This is a genomic window from Antrihabitans auranticaus (assembly GCF_016481275.1).
In the GTDB taxonomy this organism is placed as follows: Bacteria; Actinomycetota; Actinomycetes; order Mycobacteriales; family Mycobacteriaceae; genus Antrihabitans.
Map to the genome: position 1 here is coordinate 113,249 of NZ_JAEMNW010000006.1, position 22,363 is coordinate 135,611.

Below are 22,363 nucleotides of genomic sequence, written 5' to 3' on the forward strand. Positions count from 1 at the left end.
GCGATGATCGGCCGGGTGACCCGACAGCTCGGTCAACTGATCGTTCCCGGCAATGCAGCCGAGCGATTTGTCGGCGGTGGCTCGGACGCCTGACTCAGGCGGCTTGCGCAGCGAACCAGCGGACTATTTCTTCGCCTGCCTCGATGCCCATTTTGTCGGTCAATGCGACCGTGGGGTGCTGCCAGTTCAAGGCTTCCAGCTCGCCGTGCCGTGGCCGGATTGCGGCGTCTGCTGCCATGAGCATCTCGGCGTCGAGCGCACCGTCACCGGCCGCGATCACCCTTGCGGCAGAGTCGAGTTCGCCTTCCTCTATCAACCGCTTGCGCACTTCTGCGACCGCCCGACTCTTGCAGATCGTGGACGGCATGGCGTAGATCTTGCGGCCCTGCTGAGATGCACTCCAGCCGTGATCGGCACACCATTGCCCCCACTCGGCCAGGAAGGTCGGCGGCAGCGCCTCCAACTTGACGACGAGGTAGCAGAACATGTCGTCGGCGACCCGAAACTTGTCGACCCAGTCGGAACTGATTCGCTCGTGGACGTCACGGCTGACGTCGTCGAGACTTGCACCGGACGCGTTCGTGGCATCTACGACGGCCGAGCGCCATTCGTGGTCCGGCGCACCGTCGACCAGAATATTTCCACCGTTGCTCGTTATCGCATATCGAAAGGGCTCACCGGGTAGGTGGATGCGCTTGTACTGCGCGATCGTGCGCGTCGTCGTGGGGATCAGTGGCACCCTGGACGCCAAGTCCTGCAGCAGGTTTGCCGCGTCCACGGTCATGTGGGAAGCCGCATTGCCCTTGTCCAGTTCGACGCAGCGAATCGCAGCATTCGTCGGCGCGGCCTTGATCGCGCCCTTCGAATAGATCATCGTCCGATCGAGGTCGGTCGCGATGAGAGTGTTCATTCGGCAACGTCCTTCACAAGGCCCATGCACGAGTATGCGAGATCCGGGACTTCGTCGACCGGGACTCCGCGTGCCTGCGCGAGCATCCGTATATGCGCGTGTTCGGGTGAGTGCAGCTCGCGAACGAGAACTCGCCACGGCACCCGGCGCAGGAGCACCCGAGTCGTCTCTCCCACACCGGGTTTGACGAAGTTCACCGTAGAGATTCCGTACTGGTCGCGTACGCGCTCGACTGATTTCCAGCCGGCCCAGGTCGGCGTGCGGTCGGAGTCGAGGATTGCCTGGACAGTGGCCGGAACCTGTTCTCGCACATCGGCGAATCGGGCACTGACCGTGTCGAGGAGAGTGTTGGACACATCGTCGTCGGCAAGTTCGCTGTAGAACTTCGCACCGTGGAACTCGCCCGGCCCGATCACCGTGTCGTTCAGAACGGTGCGCGAAACCAACCCCGACACAGTGGAATTGAGACACGCCGATGCGATGAGGAAGTCGTCGCGAGTGCCGTACGTCCGGACGCAATAGCCAGGATCGGCAAGGACAGCTAGATCGTCGTTGAACTTCGCACCACCGGCGAGTCGGTATTCGTCGAGTGCGGCAGTCAACTCTTTGGCGATCGCGCCCTTGCCGGTCCAACCATCCACGAAGACGATCGACTCCGAATCATGATGTTTTGCAAGATAATCCAACGCCGCGGCATCGATGCCGCGGTCACGCACGATAGATACCGCATAGTGCGGAATCGCCAGACCGTGTACGACCTGCGCCCAGCGGCGCATCAGGATGCCGACCGGTGTGCCGGCACGCGCCAAGGACACGAGGACTATGTCGTCACCACGTTCGCGCAGTACGAGGTCGGTCACAACGCCGACGGCGTGCGCCAGGCGTTCCGCGCTGGCCTGTAGGACCTTGTCGAAAAGCTCGCGATACGCCGCGTCGGGTTGGTACTCGATCGGGAGAGATTCGGCGTAGTGGGCGGTGCCGGCTTGAATCTGCTTCTCGCGCAGTGCGATATCAGCTTCTAGGTCGAGGTGCGAAAGATCCTTCAGCAACCAGGTGACCTCGGCAGGCGAATACGATCCAAATTCCGGACCGGTCAACGGCGTCGTCACTGCGAGTCCTTTCTCGCCGCGCGAAGTGCGGCGGGGTCGGCTCCGGGAACGACAGCAAGCAGAACTTCGGCTCCGGCACGGGTGAGGACGTCGAGCAAGCCGCCTGCGGCGGTCAGTCGCTCTGTGTCTGCCGGTGCATCGACGACCACGACGATCAGCGCTTCATCCACAGCCTCGAGCCATTGCGCGTTGTAGAGGAAACGTGGTTCTGCCTCGCCGGCCTCCGGTGCGAGGAAGCGGAAACCGCGGCGCAACGGATAGCCGGGTACGTCGAGAACATATGCGGGAGAACGCGTAGTCGTCTGGAACAGAACCGGATACCCGGAGTTCGACAGCGCCTCGGCCACGCGCAGCGGCAGATACATCAACTCTTCGTGTCCCACGACGATCACGGGTCGGGGCGCACCGATGCGGTCGGTCAGGAGGTCGGCGATGACGGTGATCGCGCTGTCGAAGGCGGGGTTGTCCTTGTGTAGAAATCCGTGCCTGCCGCCGTCGGGAACACTCGCCGGCCACGGAAGGTCGATTCGATCGACCGAGCCCTGTGCGCTCGACACCGGATTCAAAACGGGATCCGGCAGCGCCGCGACCGAGTCCACCAATCCTGCCGGAAGAACTGCCGTTCCCGTTGCGAGACTGACGAAATCGATCTGGGCAGACAACTCGGCAGCGGCCGCGTCGATTACCCGGCGATGTTCGGCGGTCCGCATGTCCACCAGCGCAGCGATGACGTAGTGGCGGCGCGGGTTGTGCTGATGTAGCGCACGAATCGCATCGATTGCCGTAGCGCCGGTAGAGATTTCGTCGTCGACGAGAACGAGAGGAAGGTCGTTGCCGAAGAGTTCGGGCGCAGTCGGCAGCAACATGTGGCTCGTCGCGTGGGAGTGCCCCTCCTCGAACCCGGCATGGAGTTCGACTCCAGGCACGTGCCGCCGCGTCGAGTGGATGTAGCACTGCGCACCGATCCGGGTCGCGACGCAATGACCGAGGCCCGTTGCGGTTTCCGCAAAGCCGAGCACGACAACTGCTGCCGCGTCGGGACCCAGCGCTGTGAGGACCAGCCCGCCCAGTTGATTCGCGGCCGCTATCACGGCGCTCGGCGGCGTCGGGATGTGTTTGCCGAGCACCGTCGAGACCAGCAGGTGGGCGCGCTTGGGGTTCCGGCGCAAGCCCGGTTCGACGAGTTCCGAAACCGTCCAGCTGCTCGACGAATCCGTGTGCACCACACCGAATCCGAGTTCACGAGTCGCCCACGGCACGGTGCCGGTCTCCGTCATCGGTCGACCAGCGCGGTCAGCAGATCGACGAACGTCACACCTTTGTTGGTGACTCCGAATACCTTGGCGCGCAACAGGGTCTGCTCCGCCCAGCTGCGATGCGGCTTGTTCTCGTTCATCTTGTTTCGATAGCCGGAGGCCTGCACGCCACCGGTCGTCGAACCGAGGATGTCGACGGCGTCGTGGTACTCCTCGTGGGTAACGGCACACAGTGCGTGCACCGCGGACACGTGCGACGGGTGAATGACGGTCTTACCCTGGATGCCGTTTGCACGGTCGAGCGCGATCTCGCGGAGTAGACCGTCGAGGTCGCGGCTGACCAGGTGCTCACGGAACCGCACCGCGTCGTGCTCGGCGAAGGGCGTCGTGCGCAGCATCGGCCGGAACATGCGCTCGTGATCGGCGAAGTACTCCCACACCGGGCCCGTGATCACGAATCCCGTGCCGTCCGCACGGCCCAGGTAGTTGACGACCGCGGCGATGACGTCGACAACAACGCGGACGTCGTAGATCGTCAGATCGCGGTCGCGGCGAATGCCGAACGTGCCACACATGTCGGTAGCGCCGATTCGGACCGCGAGAATTCGGTCGCGGTGACCGGCGAGAACGCCGACGATGTCGCGAAGCTCCTGATCACGCGTCTCGCGATGCACCAACTCGGGCGACTCGAGGACGGGCATCGCGTATATGTGCTTGCCCAGCAGGTTCGACGCATACGCGACTTCTTCGAGGAACTTGCCGCCAGTTTCGCTGTCGAACTTCGGGATGACGAAACCGGTGAGCGACTGCACGCCGGTCGTCAGTCGCTCCGCGATCTCCCGAATGGCCTCCGGATTGCGCACCCGGACGAAGAGCAGCACGCTCGCGGCGTCAGTTCCGGCCAATTCGTCCAGCACGTTGACGGCGTTGGTCAGCGCCTCGTCGACCTCGTGGTCGGCGATGGCGTCCTCGAGGTCGAGGACCATCGAGCAGACGCCCTCGCTGGCCCGGCGCCCGATCGCGGCGGCGAGATCCGGACGCGTCGCGGGAACGTACAGTGTCGCGCCGAGCGCGACAGCCAGCAGATTGCGGTCGTCGCGATCGTCGAAAGCCTCGGGTACACGGAAGAACAGCTCGTCTTGCGTATCGGGCTCCAACTGCCGGAAGTGCCGCAGCATGTTCGGTTTGGTCATCGTCCCCCAGTCCTCATGTTTGCCCCCCTGTCGAACCTGTCTGCTTCTTCATCCGTTGGACGACACCCGAAATGAATGTCTTGACGGCATCCAGCCCGGTAACGTAGGCCCAATAGTCGGGATGCCTGCCGTGAAGTGCGCCTGAGATCCGGTCGATCCGGTCCAGTTGGGCGTCGAGCACCGACGCCCACTCTGCTGTCAAGCCCCGACTGACCGCGAGCATCTGTGCGTCCCGCAGTGTGAACCTGACTTCGTTCTCTTTCGCCTTCGGGTCGGTCCGGACCTCCCTCAGCAACGCGAGTCTATCCGTGACGGCGTCGACGCGCTCCTCCGCGGCCGCGAGGTGGGCGCGAACGGCGGCCGTGTGTTCGAGCGCGAGGTCGGGGTTGCTCGCATCCAGTGCTGTTCGCGCAGCTCGGAGGTCCCTTTCTGCAGCCTCGATGCTGCGGGCACTGTCGCGCTCGTTGCCCGCCAGATCGGCCGAGCTGGCCGCGTTGAACTCGCGGAGCAGCGCCGAAAATGCGGGCGCGAGCCGTTCTGCCCGAGTACGGACGGCGTCGAGGCGGGTGGTCACCGAAGACAGGGCCAACCGCGCATCGTTTGCTCGCGACGGCGCTGCGGCCACCGCCCCTTCGAGCGCGGTCACCGCGGCGCGAACCCGCGCTGCAGCGTCCCGAACTGCACGAACCTGACCGCTCGCGAGCGCAGAATCGAGAGCTGTGACTGCATCGTCGAGTGTCGTCGATCGCGACCGCACCGAGGGGTAGTCCGCGTAGGGTGCTCCGTTCGCGACCACTGTTGCGCGGGCCGAGTCGGCGGCCGCCACCGCCTGCGCGGCGATCGACGGAATAGTTGCGAGCGTGCCGGCGGCGCTGTCGAGATGCGCGTTGTGTGCGCCGTAGAACTGGTCGACAGCGCGCGTCGCGTGTTCGAGTTGCGCGATTGTGCGGGGGAAGGCGCTTTCAGCGTTCTGGGTGTTTCGCGAAGGCAGGGCAGCGTCCCGCTCGAACTCTTCGCTCGTTGCCAAATACGCGGCCGATGCGTCGTAGCACAGCTGGGCGACCGGTTCCCAGGCTTGCCGCATCCGGCGCTCCGGGAAGAGTTGTTCGGACGCCTGAACAGCGGTTTCTACTGCGCTTTGCCGATTGTCCATGTTCAGAAACGCCGCTGTCATCGCCGCCAGACCGGTACGGTCTGGTTCGCGGTTGGGGGTCCTGCGAAAGAGGCGCCCCGGCCATCGGCTCGTCACGGCAAAATCCTACTTGGCGAGCGCTTCCTCGATCGGTGTGCAGGGGATTCGACCACACTTCCCAACTCCGCACTAGAGTCGTGGTGGGTCCGGCAAATAGGACGTGCCGGCCAGCCAAAGCTCGTACCACTATGCGAATGAAAGGGCTCCCCAAATGGGCGTCAGCTTGAGCAAGGGCGGAAACGTTTCACTGACCAAGGCAGCGCCGAACCTCACCGCCGTCGCGGTTGGTTTGGGCTGGGACATCCGCTCGACCACTGGTGCAGACTTCGACCTCGACGCCAGTGCGATCGCCACCGGCGAAGACAAGAAAGTGTTGTCGGATCAGCACTTCGTCTTCTTCAACAACCTGCGTTCGCCGGACGGTGCGATCGAGCACACCGGTGACAACACCACCGGCGAAGGTGAAGGCGACGACGAGGTAATCAACGTCGACCTCGCCGCGGCCCCGCCGACGATCACCAACATCTTCTTCCCGGTCTCGATCTACGACGCGGACAGCCGCTCGCAGTCGTTCGGCCAGGTCCGTAACGCTTACATCCGGGTCGTCGACCGTGCCAACGGCAACGAACTCGCCCGCTACGACCTCAGCGAGGACGCCTCGACGGAGACCGCAATGGTGTTCGGCGAGCTCTACCGCAACGGTGCCGAGTGGAAGTTCCGCGCAATCGGCCAGGGCTACGCCTCCGGCCTGGCGGGCATCGCTCGCGACTACGGCGTCAACGTCTAACAGCAGAACCGCACAACTTCGCCGATGGCGGGGACGCATGGATGCGTCCCCGCCGTACGCGATTTCGGCGGCGGCGGACTGAACCTCCGCTGCAGTAGCCACTCTGCATCGACCTCACAGAAAGGCCACGCTCCGTGGTACTGCGCATATTCGGCTTGTCCGTCATCATCACGATAATTTCGCTGATCGTCGCGTTCCTCTACGGCGGTCCGGAAGCCCTGATTCTCTGCGCGATCCTGGGCGTTCTCGAGGTTTCCCTGTCGTTCGACAACGCCGTCATCAACGCCACCATCCTCCAGCGGATGAGCGAGTTCTGGCAGAAGATCTTCCTGACCATCGGTATCTTGATCGCCGTCTTCGGTATGCGGCTGGTGTTTCCGCTCGCGATCGTCTGGATCACCGCAGGACTCGACCCGGTCAGGGCGTTCGATCTTGCACTCAACCCGCCTCCGGACGATGCGGCTTTCTTCCCCAACGGCGACCCCAGTTACGAAACGATCATCACCGATGCCCACCCGCAGATCGCGGCCTTCGGTGGCATGTTCCTGTTGATGCTGTTCCTGAACTTCATCTTCGAAGAGCGTGAGATCACGTGGCTCTCGTGGCTCGAAGTGCCGCTGGGCAAGATCGGCAAGCTCGATCAGCTGTCGGTCGTGGTTGCGTCCATCGGTCTCGTCATCGCGGCCGAGGTTGCGGCGACCGATGAACAGCGCGCAACGGTCATGGTTGCCGGCGTACTCGGCCTGATCACCTACATCGTGGTCGACGGCCTCGGCTCACTGTTCCACCCCGAGGGGCACACAGGTCCTTCCAGCGCCGTCAAGGCGACAGGTAAGGCCGGGTTCTTCCTCTTCCTGTACCTCGAGGTGCTCGATGCGTCCTTCTCGTTCGACGGTGTGATCGGCGCATTCGCGATCACAGCAGACCCGATCATCATCGCCTTGGGCCTCGGCTTCATCGGCGCGATGTTCGTTCGCTCGATCACGGTCTACCTGGTCCGCAAGGGCACGCTCGGCGAGTACGTCTACCTCGAGCACGGTGCCCACTGGGCCATCGGCGCGCTTGCGGTGATCCTGCTCGTCTCGATCGGTGTGCACATCAACGAGATCATCACCGGTCTCACCGGCGTGGTACTGATCCTTGCCGCTTGGGTGACCAGCGTTATCCGCAATCGACGCCACCCCGAAGAAACACACGAAGTGGATCTGGCGAAGGCAGAAAACTAGCCGAACAGCCAGTCGTGCGCCGGTGGTAGCGGTCGCTGGACGACCTGCGCCGCTACCCCGGCGGATTCGAGAATCTCCACATTTCGCGCATTCGCGCCAAGTATGCGGCAGTAGGTCGACCTGCGACGACAAAGGCTGCACTCTTTGCGCGGGCGCTGCAGGACGGGTTGACCCGTCTGACGGACTGGTAAGCGATCGTGGTCAGCCGACCGCGATCAACTCCTTCGAGCGTGGTCGTAGTCGTTGCGGCAGCCAGCGGGGCGGGTTGTCGTCGGCCTGGTCGAGTACCCCGCCGACGGGATCGTCGATCCAGCCGTATCGAACGCGATCCTGCGCCGGGCGGTAGATCTGCCGAATAATCAAGGCGCACAATCCGATCACCGCGAGATCGCGAACGACGACCGTGCCGGTGAACCACTGCTCGGGCAGTCCCTTGTTGTCGATGCCCAGGTAATAGAACATGCGTGGCGCCCAGAGCACGGCATCGATCAGCATCCACGCCAACAGGATTCGCCGATGCGGCAAGGCGAGGACGGCGAGCGGAACGAGCCACAGCGAGTACTGCGGGCTCCACACTTTGTTCGTCAGCAAGAAGGCCGCGACGATCAAGAAGCACAGTTGAGCGACCCGTGGGCGCCGTGGGGCCGTCAATGCGATCCAGGCGATTCCCGCGCACACGACGGCGAAGAGCGACAGCGAAACCAGATTGAGGATCACCGGTTTCTCGCCGGCATCCAGCGGCCCGTCGAACCCGGCCCAGCCTGTGAAAGATGTGATGACGTTGTAGATCGAATCGGGATCAGCGTGCCGGTCGGTGTTTAGCCGGAAGAACTCGGCCCAGCCGCGCGGGTATTTCACTGCGATAGGCAGATTGACAAGCAGCCAGGTGCCGCCCGCGGCGACAAAGGCAGCTGTCCACGCCCGCATCCTCCCCGACCGCAGGCACAGAATGAGCAACGGTCCCAGGATGAAAAGCGGATAGAGCTTTGCGGCGCCGCCGATTCCGAGCAGCACTCCGGCAAGGACCGGATATCTGCGCGCCCAGGCAAGGAGCCCCGCGGCCGCGAATCCCGTTGCGAGGGGGTCGAAGTTCGTGAATGCATGGACGATCACCAATGGCGAACAGGCGACCAACGCCACATCCCAGACCCGACGGCCGGCTAAAAGTGCTGTCGCCCACACAGTTACGAGCCAGGCCAGCGACAGTCCGAACGCGATGACGTTGAAATAGATGACGACCTGCAAAGCGCCGGGCAGGAACATCGCAGAGTCCCACGCCTTGGCGATCTTCATCGCAGCGAACTGATACAGCCCGGAGACGACCGGGTACTCCATGTACCGGTCCTCGGCGTCCGGCTTGTCCGGGTCGCGCAGGACCTTCTTGTACGGGAATGCACCCTCGTTGAGCTTCTCCGCGCCGTACAGCGGGACTGTGTCGGAGTAGCACAACGCCACGTACTGCCTGCTCCCGCGCCAATCGAGCCCGAGTTCACCGTTCGGGCCGACATTCGCCTGCTGGATGCAGGCAGCCTTACCGAACCAGCAGAACGCCAGGAAGATGACTGCGAGCAGGAGCAACGCCCGCATCGGGGTGAAGAACCGTGTGCGGCCGACCAACGCGTGCTCGCCGATCGGCCCACCGATGACCGTCGACAACTCGCGCGTCAACGGATCGGTTCGGCTCGGAAGATCGCGCCATTCGGCGGATCTACGGTCCCCGGCGACCGGCGCTGGCCCGATCAACGTGCGTTCGTCGGTCACCCGGTCGAGGCTACCGTCGCCTCTTCACCTGTCGCACGCCGAGCTAGCGGACCGGAATCGGAACCGCTGCGGCGCCGCCTGTTCCGGCGCCCGGCCCTGCTCCGCCAGCGCCTGCACCTGCACCTGCTCCGCCGTTGCCGGTACCCGCGCCTGTACCACCGGCCCCGTTACCGGCCTCGGGGGTCGGCTGAGCCGGCGTGGGCTGGGCCGGCGTCGGTTGGGCGGGCGTCTGCTGCGGTGTTCGCTGTGGCCCGATCTGCGGCAGCGGGATCGTCACTCCGGGAGCAATTTCGATCGACGGCGGGATAACGATTTGCGGCACGGTCGTCGTCGACGGCGCAACCGTCGTCGACGGCGGTGTGTACGGCGCCGTGTAATCAGGGACGCCTGCCTGCCCGGCGATCTCACCGGGCACCGGGAAGCTTTCGACCTCGGTGCCGTCGAGCGCACCGTCCATCGTTTCCTTCCAGATATCCGACGGAATGCCTGAACCGTAGATCGGGCCGCCGTAGGAGTTGCGCAGCGGAAGATTCTGCCCTGTGCCGACCCACACCGCGGTGGACAGCGACGGGGTGTACCCGATCATCCATGCGTCCTTGTTTTCACCGGTGTCGAGCAGCTGCGCGGTACCGGTTTTGGACGCGGACGGACGGCCGTCTGCCAGGTTGTGCCCGTTGGACCAACCCGCGATAGGTCGCATCGCGGACGAGACGTTGTCGGCAACGGCTTCGTCGATCGTGCGTTCGCCGGCCGGATTGCCGCGGTCCAGGAGCACTCGGCCGTCGGCGGTCACGACCTTCTGAATGAAGTGCGGCGCCCGATAGATACCCGATGCGGCCAGCGTCGCGTAGCTCGACGCCATGTCGAGCGCACGAACGTAGTACTGGCCGAGCACGATTCCGTTGTTGGGCCCGGCATCGTCCGGTTCGGTCAGTGTCTTGCCGACACCGGGAATTTCGGCAGGGATTCCGGCGCGATGTGCGACGTCGGCAATTTTGTTGGGACCGTCCTCCATCTGGATCTGCATCCGGTAGAAGCTCGTATTGAGCGACCGCTTCAACGCTTCGGCAATTGTGCATGTCCCGCAGGACTCGCCTTCCACGTTGCCGATCGAGATGCCGTTGACCGTCAGCGGCGAACTGTCGTACATCTTGGACAGCGGGATGCCCTGCTCGAGGTTCGCGGCAAGCCCGAACACCTTGAACGTAGAACCGGTCTGCAGGCCGGCGTTTGCGTAGTCGAGGCCCTGGCCGTCCATGCCGCCGTAGTAGGCACGGACCGCGCCGGTCTTCGGATCGACCGAGACGACCGCGGCGCGCAGCTCTTCGGGCTGGTCTTCGAGGTTCGTCTTGACGGACTCGACAGCCGATTCCTGCGCGGCGCGGTCGATCGTCGTCGTGACCGTGAGGCCATCGGTGTAGAGCGACTGCTCGCTGATTCCGGCTTCGGCGAGTTCGTTGAGAACCTGCGACTTGATCAGACCCTCGGGGCCCTTGTCCTGGTTCGGGTCACCGGTCGAGCCGAGCGGGGCAAGCACCGGGAACTGCGTGCTTGCGCGGTCGGCCGCCGACAGCGTGCCGCTTTCGACCATGCCGTCGAGAACATAGTTCCAGCGCGCCTGCGCCTCGGTCGGGTTCGTCTCGGGATCGAGCTGCGACGGACGCTGAATCATCGCGGCGAGGACCGCGCCCTCGGCGACGGTCAATTCCTCGACCGGCTTGTTGAAATACGCCTGCGACGCTGCGGCGATGCCGTATGTGCCACGACCGAAGTAGATCAGGTTCAGGTAGCCCTCGAGAATCTCGTCCTTGCTCCACTCGCGCGACATCTTCGTCGAAATGACGAGTTCCTTCATCTTGCGAGTGATCGTCCGCTCGGACCCGACAAGTGCGTTCTTCACATACTGCTGAGTGATCGTCGAGCCACCACCCGCGCTGTCGCGACCCAGCAGGTTGTCGCGCAGTGCGCGACCGAAACCGGAAACCGAGAAACCCGGGTTCGAGTAGAAGTCGCGGTCCTCAGCGGCAAGCACAGCGTTGCGCACGCCCTCGGGAACCTGATCGAGCTTGACCTCGACCCGGTTGCCTTCCGGTGGCACGAAGTTGCTCAGCGGCGACCCGTCCGAGTAATTGATTGCGGCGACTTTGTTCGTCGAAATGTCGCCGGGGTGCGGGACATCCACCAACGCGTAGGCGATGAGAAACACGATCATCGGGATGACCATGAAGATGGCGACGAAGCCATAGAGGACCCGACGGAAGGTTCGCCAGCGTGACGAACCCTGTGCGGGCCTGCGCGGCGGCGGGCCGGCCGGGCCCGATCCGCCAGGACCACCCGGTCCACCTGGACCGCCCGGACCACGACCGGAGGGCGGTGGTGGCACAGGACGTCCGGGTCCCGGACCGCCCGGACCCCTGCGGATCGCGTCCGCGCTGAACTGCTGTGTCGGCGCTTCGCTCGGGTTGGGTCGCTGACCCGGACGGTTCGGGAAACTGCGATCGGAAGCGGCCGGCATGCGTGTGGTCGGAGCGTCACCGAACCGGGGCCCACCTGGCGGCGGTACAGGGCGGGAGCCCCCTTGCGGTCCGGTCGGGCGGCGCGGTGGCGCATTGTCGTCCGGCTGGTCGTCGTAGGGGAAAGTCACTTGCAAAACTCCCGTGGTCGAAATCGGTCTCCCAGGGCGCGGACGGAGCAGATACGCGAACAGACTGCTCCGCGCCCGGGTGGTCTTACTCGATTGCGGTGCGTCGGCTCGGCTCCGCAGCTGCAGGTGAGCGCCTTGTGCGCTTCGGTGCGGGCGTTACGCCGAGGACGTACGACTGGACCAAGTGGTTCCAGCTGCAGGTCCTGCAAACCTCGACAACGTGAACTGAAAACTCTTCCCGCGTGGCGGCCAAGCGGACTATTTCTTCCGAGGTCCGAGCCGATCCGGAGACCGGCCCAAGCTTGTCGCCGAAGACCCAGGATACGAGAGTCAGCTGCTCTTTTCTGCAAATGGGACACACGACACTACTTCCGCGACCGTGAAATTTCGCCGCTCGAAGCAGGTACGGGCTTGCGTCGCAGACCTCGGAGACGCCCGTTCGGCCCGCGTAAACCTCGGCGAGCACGGACCGACGCTGAAGCGCGTAGTCCACGACCTGCCGCTGTATTCGCACGAGAACCAGAGTACGTGCGTTGGTTGGCGATGGGGCCGGTTGGGGAGACTCAGGGCGGGTCGCAGCCGCGGACGGCGGACCTTATTCTGTGCAGGTGCCGAACCGGTTCTCTGCCTCGACTCGCGCGACCGACAACGATCGAGTTCTCATCTGCAGGACACTCGACGCCGGTCTTGCCGACGGTCAATTGTCGGGCGCCGAGCACGAGTCGCGGGTGTCGACCGCGATGCATGCGAAGACCGTCGCCGAACTGCGGGCCGTTGTCACGGACCTGCAGAACGACGATCCTTTGCCGCCACCACCTCCGCGCGCTGGTGCGTCGCGCACACTGTTCCGGCTGCTCGTGCCGGCCGCCGCAACCGTGTTGCTCCTGATTCTCCTGATTGCGCTGGCCGGCAACTTCACCAGCGGCGGCGCCGACGAGGACGATCCGGACAAGGCTCTCGGCTCCCGGGGCTACCTGTCGTTACGCGGATTGACCGAAGTGGTCGACGTCATCCGCACCGACCTCGGCACGACGACCGTCGACGACCTCACGATCTACGAGGACTATGCAGTCGTCGAGACAATCGATCCCCAGGCTCCGCGGCTCACCGTCAGCCACTACTACGACGGTGATTTCCGGACGACCTCCGGTTCGTCGCGCGATCCGAACGTTCCACCTCTCGATCTCACGACGATCGACCTCCCGAAACTGGCAGGCATCGTTGCGGGCATCGGCCGGAGCGTGAACCTCGAGCGCGTCGACGATGTCTACGTCGTCGCCACGAGTACCGAAGACGGTCCGGAGATACTCGTCTACGGCAAGAACGACCTGAGCGAAACCGGCTACGTCAACATCGAACCCAGCGGCCGGTTCGTGTCCGTCTATCCATTCGACCCGGAACGGTAGGCCGAGCCAGTGAGTAGAGGCAGAGGTGCGCGGTTCCGCGCGCGGGACATCGACCGGGCAACGATCGCGACCGCGTTGGACAATGCCTATGCCGAAGGCCAGCTGACCTTCGACGAGCATCGCGCACGAGTCGAGCGGGCACGTTCCGCGGTGTATCTGGGCGACCTCGACGCACTCGTGGGCGATTTGCAACGGCCAGTCGATCTACCGCGCCCGACCGCAGGCCCGAAGCCCGCGGGCGCAGGAGCTGTGGGTTGGCTCGTGGCGATCGTTGCGCTGGTACTCGGCGCGGGACTCGTCTGGTTCGTTGCCCGCGGCGGTGACGATGCCGACGACCAGCCCCAGGCGGCCGCGGCCACGGCAACGACCACCGTGGTCCCTACGGAGGTCGCGCCGATCTACGCGCCGACCGTGAGGGTCGACACAGTGGACGGGTTGCGAGAGTTCGTCGACTTGTATCGCGAGCGGTTCGGCGACACGATCGCCGACGAGGGTTCGATGCACCCCGACGGCCAGTACATAGTCTTCGATCGGGCGGAGGCGCCCAACCGTGTCCGTGCGTATACGTTTCGTGGTGGTTTCGATCCTGGCGCCTTGACTGCGCGAGACCCGAACACGCAGGTCATCGACCTTTCCCTGCTCAACGTCGACGCCGTCATCGGACTGCAGAACGGTGCTCCACTCGCCGTCGGCGTACCCGACGGGAAGGTCACCCACATGTCGCTGCAGCCGAACCGCGGAGTCCCGACGATTTCGGTTCACGTGAACAACGAATTCGGCGAGAGCGGGTACCTCCAGGCCGACTTCGACGGCCGGATACTGTCTGTCCACGGTCGCTGACATCTCGCTCGATGTGTCGCAGATAGCTATGCCCAACTATATCGGTGCGATATAGTGAGCCATCGCATCAAGCGGTTATGTTCTGACGACTCCAGGAGGTGAGGCCCGTGCTCGAACTCGCAATTCTCGGGCTGCTCCTGGAGTCGCCCATGCATGGCTACGAATTGCGGAAGAGATTGACGGGTCTGCTGGGAGCCTTCCGGGCTTTTTCGTACGGCTCGCTCTACCCCACACTTCGTCGCATGCAAGCCGACGGGTTGATCGCCGAGGACGCAGGTCCCGACGGCACCCTGAAGCGCCGGGCACGACGTGTGTATCAGTTGACTCCGCTCGGCAGAAAGAGATTTGCCGAGCTCGTCGCAGATACAGGCCCGCAGAACTACACCGACGACGGCTTCGGCGTTCATCTCGCCTTCTTCAGCCGCACACCCGCCGAGGCGCGTATGCGGATTCTCGAAGGTAGGCGACGCCAGGTCGAGGAGCGCCGCGAGGGGCTCCGTGAGGCCGTTGGGCGCGCGAGCAGCTCGCTCGATCGCTACACCCGGCAGCTCCACCAGCTGGGCCTCGAATCCAGCGAGCGCGAAGTGCGCTGGCTTAACGAACTGATTGCCGCCGAACAGTCATCGAAATCGGCACTACCGAAAGAAGGAGAACCCGACCATGGGTGAAAACAGCACCACGGTGCGCGTGGCCATTGTGGGCGTGGGCAACTGCGCCTCCTCCCTGGTCCAGGGCGTGCAGTACTACAAGGATGCCGATGAGACGGCCACCGTTCCCGGCCTGATGCACGTGAAGTTCGGGCAGTACCACGTCCGCGACGTCAAGTTCGTCGCCGCGTTCGACGTGGACGCCAAGAAGGTCGGCTTCGACCTCTCCGAGGCGATCTTCGCGAGCGAGAACAACACCATCAAGATCTCCGACGTGCCGCCGAGCGACGTCGTCGTTCAGCGTGGCCCGACTCTCGACGGCATCGGCAAGTACTACGCCGAGACCATCGAGCTGTCCGAAGCCGAGCCTGTCGACATGGTCAAGGCGCTCAAAGACGCCAAGGTCGACGTTCTCGTCTCCTACCTGCCCGTGGGTTCGGAAGAGGCCGACAAGTTCTACGCCCAGGCGTGCATCGATGCCGGTGTGGCCTTCGTCAACGCGCTTCCCGTCTTCATCGCCTCCGACCCGGTCTGGGCCGCGAAGTTCAAGGATGCCGGCGTTCCGATCGTCGGTGACGACATCAAGAGCCAGGTTGGCGCCACCATCACCCACCGTGTGATGGCGAAGCTGTTCGAGGACCGCGGAGTGCAGCTCGACCGCACGATGCAGCTCAACGTCGGCGGCAACATGGACTTCAAGAACATGCTCGAGCGCGAGCGTCTCGAGTCGAAGAAGATCTCGAAGACTCAGGCCGTCACGTCGAACCTCACCCGCGAGTTGGGTGCCGGCAACGTGCACATCGGCCCGTCGGATCACGTCGGCTGGCTCGACGATCGCAAGTGGGCCTACGTCCGCCTCGAAGGCCGCGCCTTCGGTGACGTTCCGCTCAACCTGGAGTACAAGCTCGAGGTCTGGGACTCGCCGAACTCGGCCGGCATCATCATCGACGCGGTGCGTGCGGCGAAGATCGCCCTCGATCGCGGCGTCGGCGGACCGGTTTACCCGGCCTCGGCCTACCTGATGAAGTCCCCGCCGATTCAGATGGCGGACGACAAGGCTCGTACCGAGCTGGAAGCCTTCATCATCGAGGCGTAGTCATCGACTCGAGATGCGCGGCTGGCCAGTCGAAAGACTCGCGAGCCGCGCATTCTTGTAGGTGCGCTATTGCGCGGAAATCGATACGTAGACCTCGACTGTTTCGGCGTCCACGAAGCGCTCCAGATCCGCGACATGCGTGCGCGTTATCTGCCCCGCGTTCTCTGCTTTCAACACTTCGCCCCATGCCGTCCGGGTGAGGTCGTACGGCTTACCTGCAACGGCGAACTTTGCGTACTTGCCCGCGGGGATCACCGTGAGCACGTCGCCCGGATCGACCTCGTCGATCGACCGGCACTCGTAGCCGAGGACTGCCGCGCTGCGGCCGTCCTGCCCGACGTATGCGGCGACCCTGCGGCCAGGTCTGCCACGCGCGAGGTAGCGGTCCCAGGTGAAGTTCACCAGGTCCAAGTCACGGCGAGTGACCTCGCGCCCGCCGAGCGGAATGGTCAATCCCGCAACGATGCTTTCGTCGAGTTCGACAATTTCGAAATTCACTTGACTGCCTGCTTATCGGCTAGCGCAACGAATACTTCGACAGTGTTCGCGTCCGGATAACGCTCGAAATCTCCCGTGTACGCGCGAACGAGTTCGCCCTCGGCCTCGGCGTCCCACACCGACCGCCAAAGTGCGGCGATAGTGTCGCCGAGGTTGTCGCCATTGCGTACGAACCGCGCGAAGTTGCCCGCCGGAATTCTGGCAAGCACGTCGCCTGGCACGACATCGGAGACGGAGTGGCAGCGGTAGCCGGCAATGTGGGTGAGGTACGAGTTCAGTTCCGGTGCGTGGTCGACGTAGGCCGTGGCGGGGTAACCGGGGAGCGTGCGAGCGAGCGTGCGCTGCCAGACCTCCTCGACCCGCTTGCGGCGGGAGCCCTCGACGGCGAGTGCCGGACTACGCAGGACCGTGCCTGCGACCAGCGTTTCGCCTCGCTGCACGACACTGAAATTCACCTACAGACCCCCAGCCTCACAGAGAATTGCTCGCCCGTTGCTGCGTTCATCATGCCGTACGGGAGGCCTTGCCGCCGACGCGGCCCCGGCCCTACTGACTTGCCCGTATGCGCGCTCCGGATCAATGTGGGCCGCCTTCGGCGATCCGGTATACCCGCTGCGCAGTCGCTCGAAACACCTGATCAGCCACGACGTTGCCGCGCGGTTTCAGCGCTTCGAGCACCGTCTCGACCGTCCCGGAAGCGTCCGAGACCGGCTTCTCCAGAGGCGTGTTCGAGCCCCACATGGTTCGGTCCGCGCCGAACACGTCGAGCGTGTGATCGACGAGCGGTGCAACTCGCTCCACCAATTCCTGCACCGGTACAGAATGCCCCCGCAACGGCAACTCGTGACCGAGAACGGGAAGCATAAGTCCGGTCAACTTTGCTACGACGTTCTGCCGCGCTGCGACCGCGGCGAGGTCGTCACGCCAGGCGTCGAGCAGGCCGCGCCGCTCGGCGAGCGACCGGCCGGTATTGCGACCGACGGGGCCGAAGATTCCGGCGGGGGTGCCGACGTGATCGAGCACGATGGTGACTTCGGGGTACCGTCGCGCGAGTTCGGCGACGTCGGGTAGATCTTGGGAGTAGACCCAGGCGTCGAAGGTCAGGTCGCGCTGTGCGAGCTGTGCGAAGCCGTCGAGAAACCTCGGCTGAACAAGCAGTCGCGGATCGTTCGTCCACGAGCGCACGCCGCGGTCCGGGTGGTGAGCCGCGATGCACCGTACGCCGCGGAACAATTCGGACGCGTCCTGATGCGCGTCGAGAACGGCGCCGAAATTGGGTGTGCGAGGGTCCGCGTGCCCGATGATCGCGCCGAGTCGAGGACCGCGTCCTTCCGAACCAGCGCGCGGAAAGGGCAGGCTCGCAATCCATTTCGTCTCGTCGACGGAGGCGAATTCGCCTTTCCCACGCCAACCGGACTCGATGTGCACACACGATTCGACGGGCAGGCCCGCAATATCGCGACGGTAATCACCGACCAGATAGGGATTCGCCAGATAGACCGGATCTGCGATCGACTCGCGATCCGATTTCGGCAGGAGTCTGAAGGTCGCATCCAGTAGTCGGGGGATGCCGATCAGCGAATTGATCTGTAGCAGAACATCACGCGGGGTGCTCTGCGGGTCCCATTGGTGCATATGGGTGTCGACTATTCGCAGGCGGAAGTCGGATGTGACCTGTCCTGGCGCCGATTCGCTCGCCATGCGGGTGGGTTCGCTCCCTTCGCGCCGGATCGATCAACCCGGCAGCGGAATCGTAATCCCCGGGAGAATCTCGACCGGGACAAGCCCCGGTGGTAACTGGATCGTCGGCGGCAACTGAATCAGTGGCGGCGGGGGCTCGGTCGTCGTCGGCGGTGCTGTCGTCGTCGGGGCGACCCCGCTGTAAGCCGGCACGCCCGCCTGTCCGCCGATCGGCGCAGGCCACGGGAATTGCTCGACCGTGGTGCCCTCGAGGGCGCCGTCCATCGTCTTCTTCCAGATGTCAGACGGCAGACCGGACCCGTAGATGCTCGAGCCGTAGAGATTGGTGATGGCCTCGCCCTCTTTGGTCCCGATCCACACCGCGGTCGACAGCGACGGCGTGTAGCCGACCATCCACGCGTCCTTGTTCATGCCGGTATCGCCGAACTGAGCGGTACCGGTCTTCGATGCGGACGGACGACCGCCGGCCAAGCCGTGACCCTTCGAGTACGAGGCGATCGGCATCATCGCCTGGGTGACGTTGTCGGCAACCGCGGGATCGATGCGGTCTTCGCTCAGCGTGCCTGGCCGGTCGACGAGAACGCGGCCGTCGGCAGTTACGACCCGGGTTACGAAGTGCGGCGCGTGATAGGTGCCCGACGCGGCGAGGGTCGCGTAGGCCGATGCCATATCTATCGGCCGAACCGTGTACTGGCCGAGAACGATTCCGTCCTCGGGCGGGCCGCCGTCCTGGCTGAGCGACGTGCCCTCGACGCCCGGGATGTTCAGCGGGATCCCGGCCTCGTGCGCGGCGTCGGCGATCTTCTGCGGACCGTTTTCCATCGAGCGCGTCAGGCGGTAGAAGCTTGTGTTGAGCGATTGTTTGAGGGCTTGGGCGATCGTGCACGTGCCGCACGATTCGCCGCCGACGTTCGTGATCGACACGTTGCCGACCGTCAAAGGTGCGCTGTTGTACATCGCCGACAACGGGATGTCGTCCTTCAAGGCAGCGACGAGGCCGAAGACCTTGAACGCCGATCCGGTCTGCAGCGGCGCCTGGGCAAAGTCGAAGCCGGTGCCATCGGTTCCGCCGTAGTAGGCCCGGACCGCTCCGGTTCGCGGGTCGATCGAAACGACCGCGGTCCGCAGGTCGGCGGGCTCGCCCTCCATGACGCTGTTGACCGAGTTGATCGCGGCTTCCTGCATCTTCGTATCGATCGTGGTGGTGATCTGCAGGCCGCCGGTGTTGAGGTCGAGCTCGCTGACACCGAGTTCCTGCAACTCGCGCAACACCTGTGTGCGGATCAAGCCCTCGGGCCCGAATGCCGCGTTCTCGTCGCCGACCTGGTTCGTCGGGATCGGGTCCGGGAACTGGGCGGCGACCTCGTCGGCTGCAGGAAGTGTTCCCATGCTGACCATGCCGTCCATGACGTAGTGCCAGCGGGCGACCAGGTCCTCGCGGTGGGTCTCGGGGTCGAGCAACGCCGGGCTGCGGACCACGGAAGCAAGGACCGCGCCCTCGCCCACGGTGAGGTCCGAGACCGGCTTGTTGAAGTACGACTTGGCAGCTGCGGCGATGCCGTACGCGCCCCGGCCGTAGTAGATGGTGTTCAAGTACGCGGCAAGGATCTCGTCCTTGCTCCACTCGCGGGCCATCTTCACAGAGATGACGAGTTCGCGCCATTTGCGCTGCAGGCTGCGCTCGTCGCCGACGAGCGAGTTCTTCACGTATTGCTGGGTGATCGTCGAACCGCCGCCGGCACTCTCTTTGCCCTGCACGTTGTCGCGTAGCGCCCGCAGATAGCCCGTGAAAGAAAAGCCTGGATTCGAGTAGAAGTTGCGGTCCTCGGCGGACAGCATCGCGTTACGAACATGGGTTGGAACGTCGGCAAGCGGAACTTCGACTCGGTTGCCCTCGGCGGGAACTACCTTGCTGAGAACGCTCGTGCCGTCGGCGGCGAAGATCGTCGCGACTTGCGGAAGGACCATGTCCGATGGGCGTGGGACCTTCGCGTCGTGGTAGCTCCATGCGAAGATCGACGCCGGAACGATGATTGCCAGAACGAAGAGCAGGGCGAGCGTGCGGCGTACATAGCGCCACTTCGACTTCTTCTTGCCCCTGCCGCGGCGGTGCTTGGTCGGGCTCGCGTCGGCGGTTGCCTCGGATTCGCTCGGCGGCTGTGTGGCGTGCGCATCGGGCGCAAACGGCCGCTCCTCGAGCGTCGCCGCGCGGTGAGAACTCACGTCCATGGCCTCCGGGGAATCGGAACGAGTGCTAACCCTAACCTCTAGGTCGAGGAATCGCCTAGCCCCGAAGTTAGCGGCTCAGCTCTTCACTCCGCCCGCCGTCAGGCCCGAGATAATCCGTCGCTGGAACGCCAGAACCATGATGACCAGCGGAATACAGACAATTACCCCAGCCGACATTATTGCCGCGTAGGGCGTCGCGAAGCGGTCGTTGCCTTGGAACCGGGCAATCGCCACGGTGACGGGTTCGGTGCCCTCGCCTTTGAGCAGGCTCGCCAACAGAAATTCGTTGACGGCGGCGATGAACGCAAGGATGGCGGTCGTGAAGACCGCGGGCGCAGCGAGCGGAAGCATGATCAACCGAAACGCCTGCCACCGATTTGCTCCGTCGATGCGTGCGGCTTCCTCCAGCTCCCACGGGAGCTCTGCGAAGAACGACGCGAGGATGTAAACGGTCATCGGAAGCACGAAGGAGATGTTCGGAATGATCATCGCCTGGTAGTGGCCGATCCATTTGATGTCGGTGAACAATTGAAAAAGAGGAGTCACGAGGGCCACGACCGGAAACATCGACGCGCTCAGAATGACTCCGGCAACCACGTACTTGCCACGGAAATCGAACCGCGCCAGCGCGTAGGCGGCGAATACACCGACGACCAGGGCGATCGCGGTCGTGGTGCCGCCGATTATCAGGCTGTTCACCAAAGCTCGGCCGAAATTGTTGCCTTTGCTGGTGTCGAACGCGTTGCGGAAGTTGTCCAGCGTCACGTGTGTGGGCCACGGCGTCGTGTCGTAGGTGTGGCTCGAGTCGCGGAATGCGGTGACCGCCATCCAATAGAACGGCGCAAGGCCCCACACCACGATGATGGCGACGCCCATATAGATGCGTAACGAGCCGAACCGTCGCCTCATCGCCGTCCCGCCTTTCGCTGATCTTCCTGTGTCCGGACGACATTCGCGCCCAAGACTTTGACCAATAGGAACGCGATTATCGCGATCATCAAGAACGTGATCGTCGATAGCGCCGATCCGCGGTTCGGGCCGAAACTGATCTGCTGGACGACGAGCATCGAGATTGTCCGCGTCGCGTCGTTGCTACTGGTCAGAATTGCGGGCAGATCGTACATGCGAAGCGCGTCCATGGTGCGGAACAGAATCGCGACGACCAGGGCGGGCTTTACCAGCGGCAGCGTGATGTGGAGGAAACGCTGGCGTGCGGATGCGCCGTCGACGCGCGCCGCCTCGTAGACGTCGGCCGGAATCATCTGCAGGCCGGCGAGAATAAGCAGCGCCATGAACGGCGTCGTCTTCCAGACGTCGGCGATGATCACCGCGAAACGAGCGGGCCATGCGTCCGACGTCCACAAGATATCCAGCCCGAAGACGCTGTTGATGATTCCGTTCGGGTCGAACATGAACTGCCACAGTTTGGCGGTTACGGCTGTCGGAATTGCCCACGGGATCAGCACTGCTGCACGCAACAGTGCCCGGCCGGCAAACGTCTTTCCCATGACGACGGCCATCCAGAAGCCGATAACTATTTCGAGTGCCACGGTGACCAGGGTGAAAAAGAGAGTCACACCCACCGCGAGCCAGAATTGCGAACCGAGTGTGCCCTCGGGGCAGGGCACCATTTCGCCTGTGCGCGAGGGACATTCCTGAAGCAGCCAGTAGGTGTAGTTCGATGTCCCGGCGTTTCCGCCTTCGACGAACAGCTTGGTGACCGGATCGCGCGCCTGATCCTTTTCGAACGACATGACCAATGCGCGAATTACCGGATAGCCGATGACGACTGCCAGTGCGAGTAGCGCGGGTGCAAGCAGCAGCCATGCGGACAGGTTGCCGGGCAGCCGTTTCGACACTCGGTCCAT

Annotated in this window: 20 protein-coding genes; 6 read left to right on the top strand and 14 right to left on the bottom strand. The window is 64.0% G+C overall.

Annotated features, from left to right (window positions below; translation table 11 throughout):
* Positions 1-94: 94 nt before the first annotated feature.
* From JGU72_RS23415 to JGU72_RS23435, 5 genes are read right to left on the bottom strand one after another with little or no spacing between them, the layout of a single operon-like run.
* Positions 95-910, bottom strand: coding sequence for an HAD family hydrolase (locus tag JGU72_RS23415; protein WP_199686506.1), 816 nt, complete (start codon positions 908-910; stop codon positions 95-97).
* Positions 907-2,019, bottom strand: a complete 1,113-nt coding sequence (locus tag JGU72_RS23420; RefSeq protein ID WP_199686507.1) for a cysteine protease StiP family protein — start codon at positions 2,017-2,019, stop codon at positions 907-909. Before JGU72_RS23420 ends, JGU72_RS23415 begins: the two co-directional genes overlap by 4 nt.
* Complete coding sequence (locus JGU72_RS23425) at positions 2,016-3,296, bottom strand: phosphoribosyltransferase family protein (protein WP_199686508.1); 1,281 nt, start codon at positions 3,294-3,296, stop codon at positions 2,016-2,018. Before JGU72_RS23425 ends, JGU72_RS23420 begins: the two co-directional genes overlap by 4 nt.
* Positions 3,293-4,468, bottom strand: coding sequence for an HpcH/HpaI aldolase/citrate lyase family protein (locus tag JGU72_RS23430; protein ID WP_199686509.1), 1,176 nt, complete (start codon positions 4,466-4,468; stop codon positions 3,293-3,295). Before JGU72_RS23430 ends, JGU72_RS23425 begins: the two co-directional genes overlap by 4 nt.
* Positions 4,469-4,481: 13 nt before the next feature.
* Positions 4,482-5,717, bottom strand: coding sequence for a hypothetical protein (locus JGU72_RS23435; RefSeq protein ID WP_307828575.1), 1,236 nt, complete (start codon positions 5,715-5,717; stop codon positions 4,482-4,484).
* 154 nt (positions 5,718-5,871) lie between these two features.
* Here JGU72_RS23435 and JGU72_RS23440 point away from each other — a divergent pair, with 154 nt between their 5' ends.
* The gene (locus JGU72_RS23440) at positions 5,872-6,447 is read left to right on the top strand and encodes a TerD family protein (protein ID WP_199686510.1); all 576 of its coding nucleotides are present in this window, start codon (positions 5,872-5,874) and stop codon (positions 6,445-6,447) included.
* Between the two features lie 134 nt (positions 6,448-6,581).
* Positions 6,582-7,673 carry a DUF475 domain-containing protein gene (locus tag JGU72_RS23445; RefSeq protein WP_199686511.1) on the top strand — a complete coding sequence of 364 codons (1,092 nt, stop codon included), beginning with the start codon at positions 6,582-6,584 and terminating at the stop codon, positions 7,671-7,673.
* A 201-nt stretch (positions 7,674-7,874) separates the two neighbouring features.
* Here the strand turns inward: JGU72_RS23445 and JGU72_RS23450 are convergent, their stop codons facing one another.
* The 3 genes from JGU72_RS23450 to JGU72_RS23460 all read right to left on the bottom strand — a co-directional run bounded on the left by JGU72_RS23450 (position 7,875) and on the right by JGU72_RS23460 (position 12,592).
* Positions 7,875-9,434 carry a glycosyltransferase family 87 protein gene (locus tag JGU72_RS23450; RefSeq protein ID WP_307828576.1) on the bottom strand — a complete coding sequence of 520 codons (1,560 nt, stop codon included), beginning with the start codon at positions 9,432-9,434 and terminating at the stop codon, positions 7,875-7,877.
* A 43-nt stretch (positions 9,435-9,477) separates the two neighbouring features.
* Positions 9,478-11,856 carry a transglycosylase domain-containing protein gene (locus JGU72_RS23455; protein ID WP_374101152.1) on the bottom strand — a complete coding sequence of 793 codons (2,379 nt, stop codon included), beginning with the start codon at positions 11,854-11,856 and terminating at the stop codon, positions 9,478-9,480.
* Between the two features lie 307 nt (positions 11,857-12,163).
* Positions 12,164-12,592 carry a DUF5318 domain-containing protein gene (locus JGU72_RS23460; protein WP_199686513.1) on the bottom strand — a complete coding sequence of 143 codons (429 nt, stop codon included), beginning with the start codon at positions 12,590-12,592 and terminating at the stop codon, positions 12,164-12,166.
* A 94-nt stretch (positions 12,593-12,686) separates the two neighbouring features.
* On the opposite strand from JGU72_RS23460, the gene JGU72_RS23465 reads away from it, so the two are divergent.
* From JGU72_RS23465 to JGU72_RS23480, 4 genes are all read left to right on the top strand, one after another.
* Entirely contained in the window at positions 12,687-13,484 is a 798-nt protein-coding gene (locus JGU72_RS23465; protein WP_199686514.1) for a DUF1707 SHOCT-like domain-containing protein, read from the top strand.
* Between the two features lie 9 nt (positions 13,485-13,493).
* A complete protein-coding gene (locus JGU72_RS23470) occupies positions 13,494-14,324 on the top strand; it encodes a DUF1707 SHOCT-like domain-containing protein (protein WP_199686515.1) in 831 nt (276 codons plus the stop codon).
* Positions 14,325-14,431: 107 nt separating this feature from the next.
* A complete protein-coding gene (locus JGU72_RS23475; protein ID WP_199686516.1) occupies positions 14,432-14,992 on the top strand; it encodes a PadR family transcriptional regulator in 561 nt (186 codons plus the stop codon).
* Complete coding sequence (locus JGU72_RS23480) at positions 14,985-16,067, top strand: inositol-3-phosphate synthase (protein WP_199686517.1); 1,083 nt, start codon at positions 14,985-14,987, stop codon at positions 16,065-16,067. The genes JGU72_RS23475 and JGU72_RS23480 overlap by 8 nt, the downstream gene beginning before the upstream one ends.
* A 66-nt stretch (positions 16,068-16,133) precedes the next feature.
* Here JGU72_RS23480 and JGU72_RS23485 read toward each other — a convergent pair whose 3' ends face one another.
* The 6 genes from JGU72_RS23485 to JGU72_RS23510 form a co-directional block, all read right to left on the bottom strand.
* Positions 16,134-16,565 carry a GyrI-like domain-containing protein gene (locus JGU72_RS23485; RefSeq protein WP_199686518.1) on the bottom strand — a complete coding sequence of 144 codons (432 nt, stop codon included), beginning with the start codon at positions 16,563-16,565 and terminating at the stop codon, positions 16,134-16,136.
* Positions 16,562-17,020, bottom strand: coding sequence for a GyrI-like domain-containing protein (locus JGU72_RS23490; protein ID WP_199686519.1), 459 nt, complete (start codon positions 17,018-17,020; stop codon positions 16,562-16,564). Before JGU72_RS23490 ends, JGU72_RS23485 begins: the two co-directional genes overlap by 4 nt.
* A 121-nt stretch (positions 17,021-17,141) precedes the next feature.
* Positions 17,142-18,266 carry an amidohydrolase family protein gene (locus JGU72_RS23495; RefSeq protein WP_199686520.1) on the bottom strand — a complete coding sequence of 375 codons (1,125 nt, stop codon included), beginning with the start codon at positions 18,264-18,266 and terminating at the stop codon, positions 17,142-17,144.
* A gap of 33 nt (positions 18,267-18,299) precedes the next feature.
* On the bottom strand, positions 18,300-20,495 hold the full coding sequence (locus tag JGU72_RS23500; RefSeq protein WP_199686521.1) for a transglycosylase domain-containing protein: 2,196 nt from the start codon (positions 20,493-20,495) through the stop codon (positions 18,300-18,302).
* A gap of 75 nt (positions 20,496-20,570) precedes the next feature.
* Positions 20,571-21,404 (bottom strand): carbohydrate ABC transporter permease, encoded by an 834-nt coding sequence (locus JGU72_RS23505; protein ID WP_199686522.1) that lies wholly within the window; start codon positions 21,402-21,404, stop codon positions 20,571-20,573.
* Positions 21,401-22,363, bottom strand: coding sequence for a carbohydrate ABC transporter permease (locus JGU72_RS23510; protein ID WP_199686523.1), 963 nt, complete (start codon positions 22,361-22,363; stop codon positions 21,401-21,403). The genes JGU72_RS23505 and JGU72_RS23510 overlap by 4 nt, the downstream gene beginning before the upstream one ends.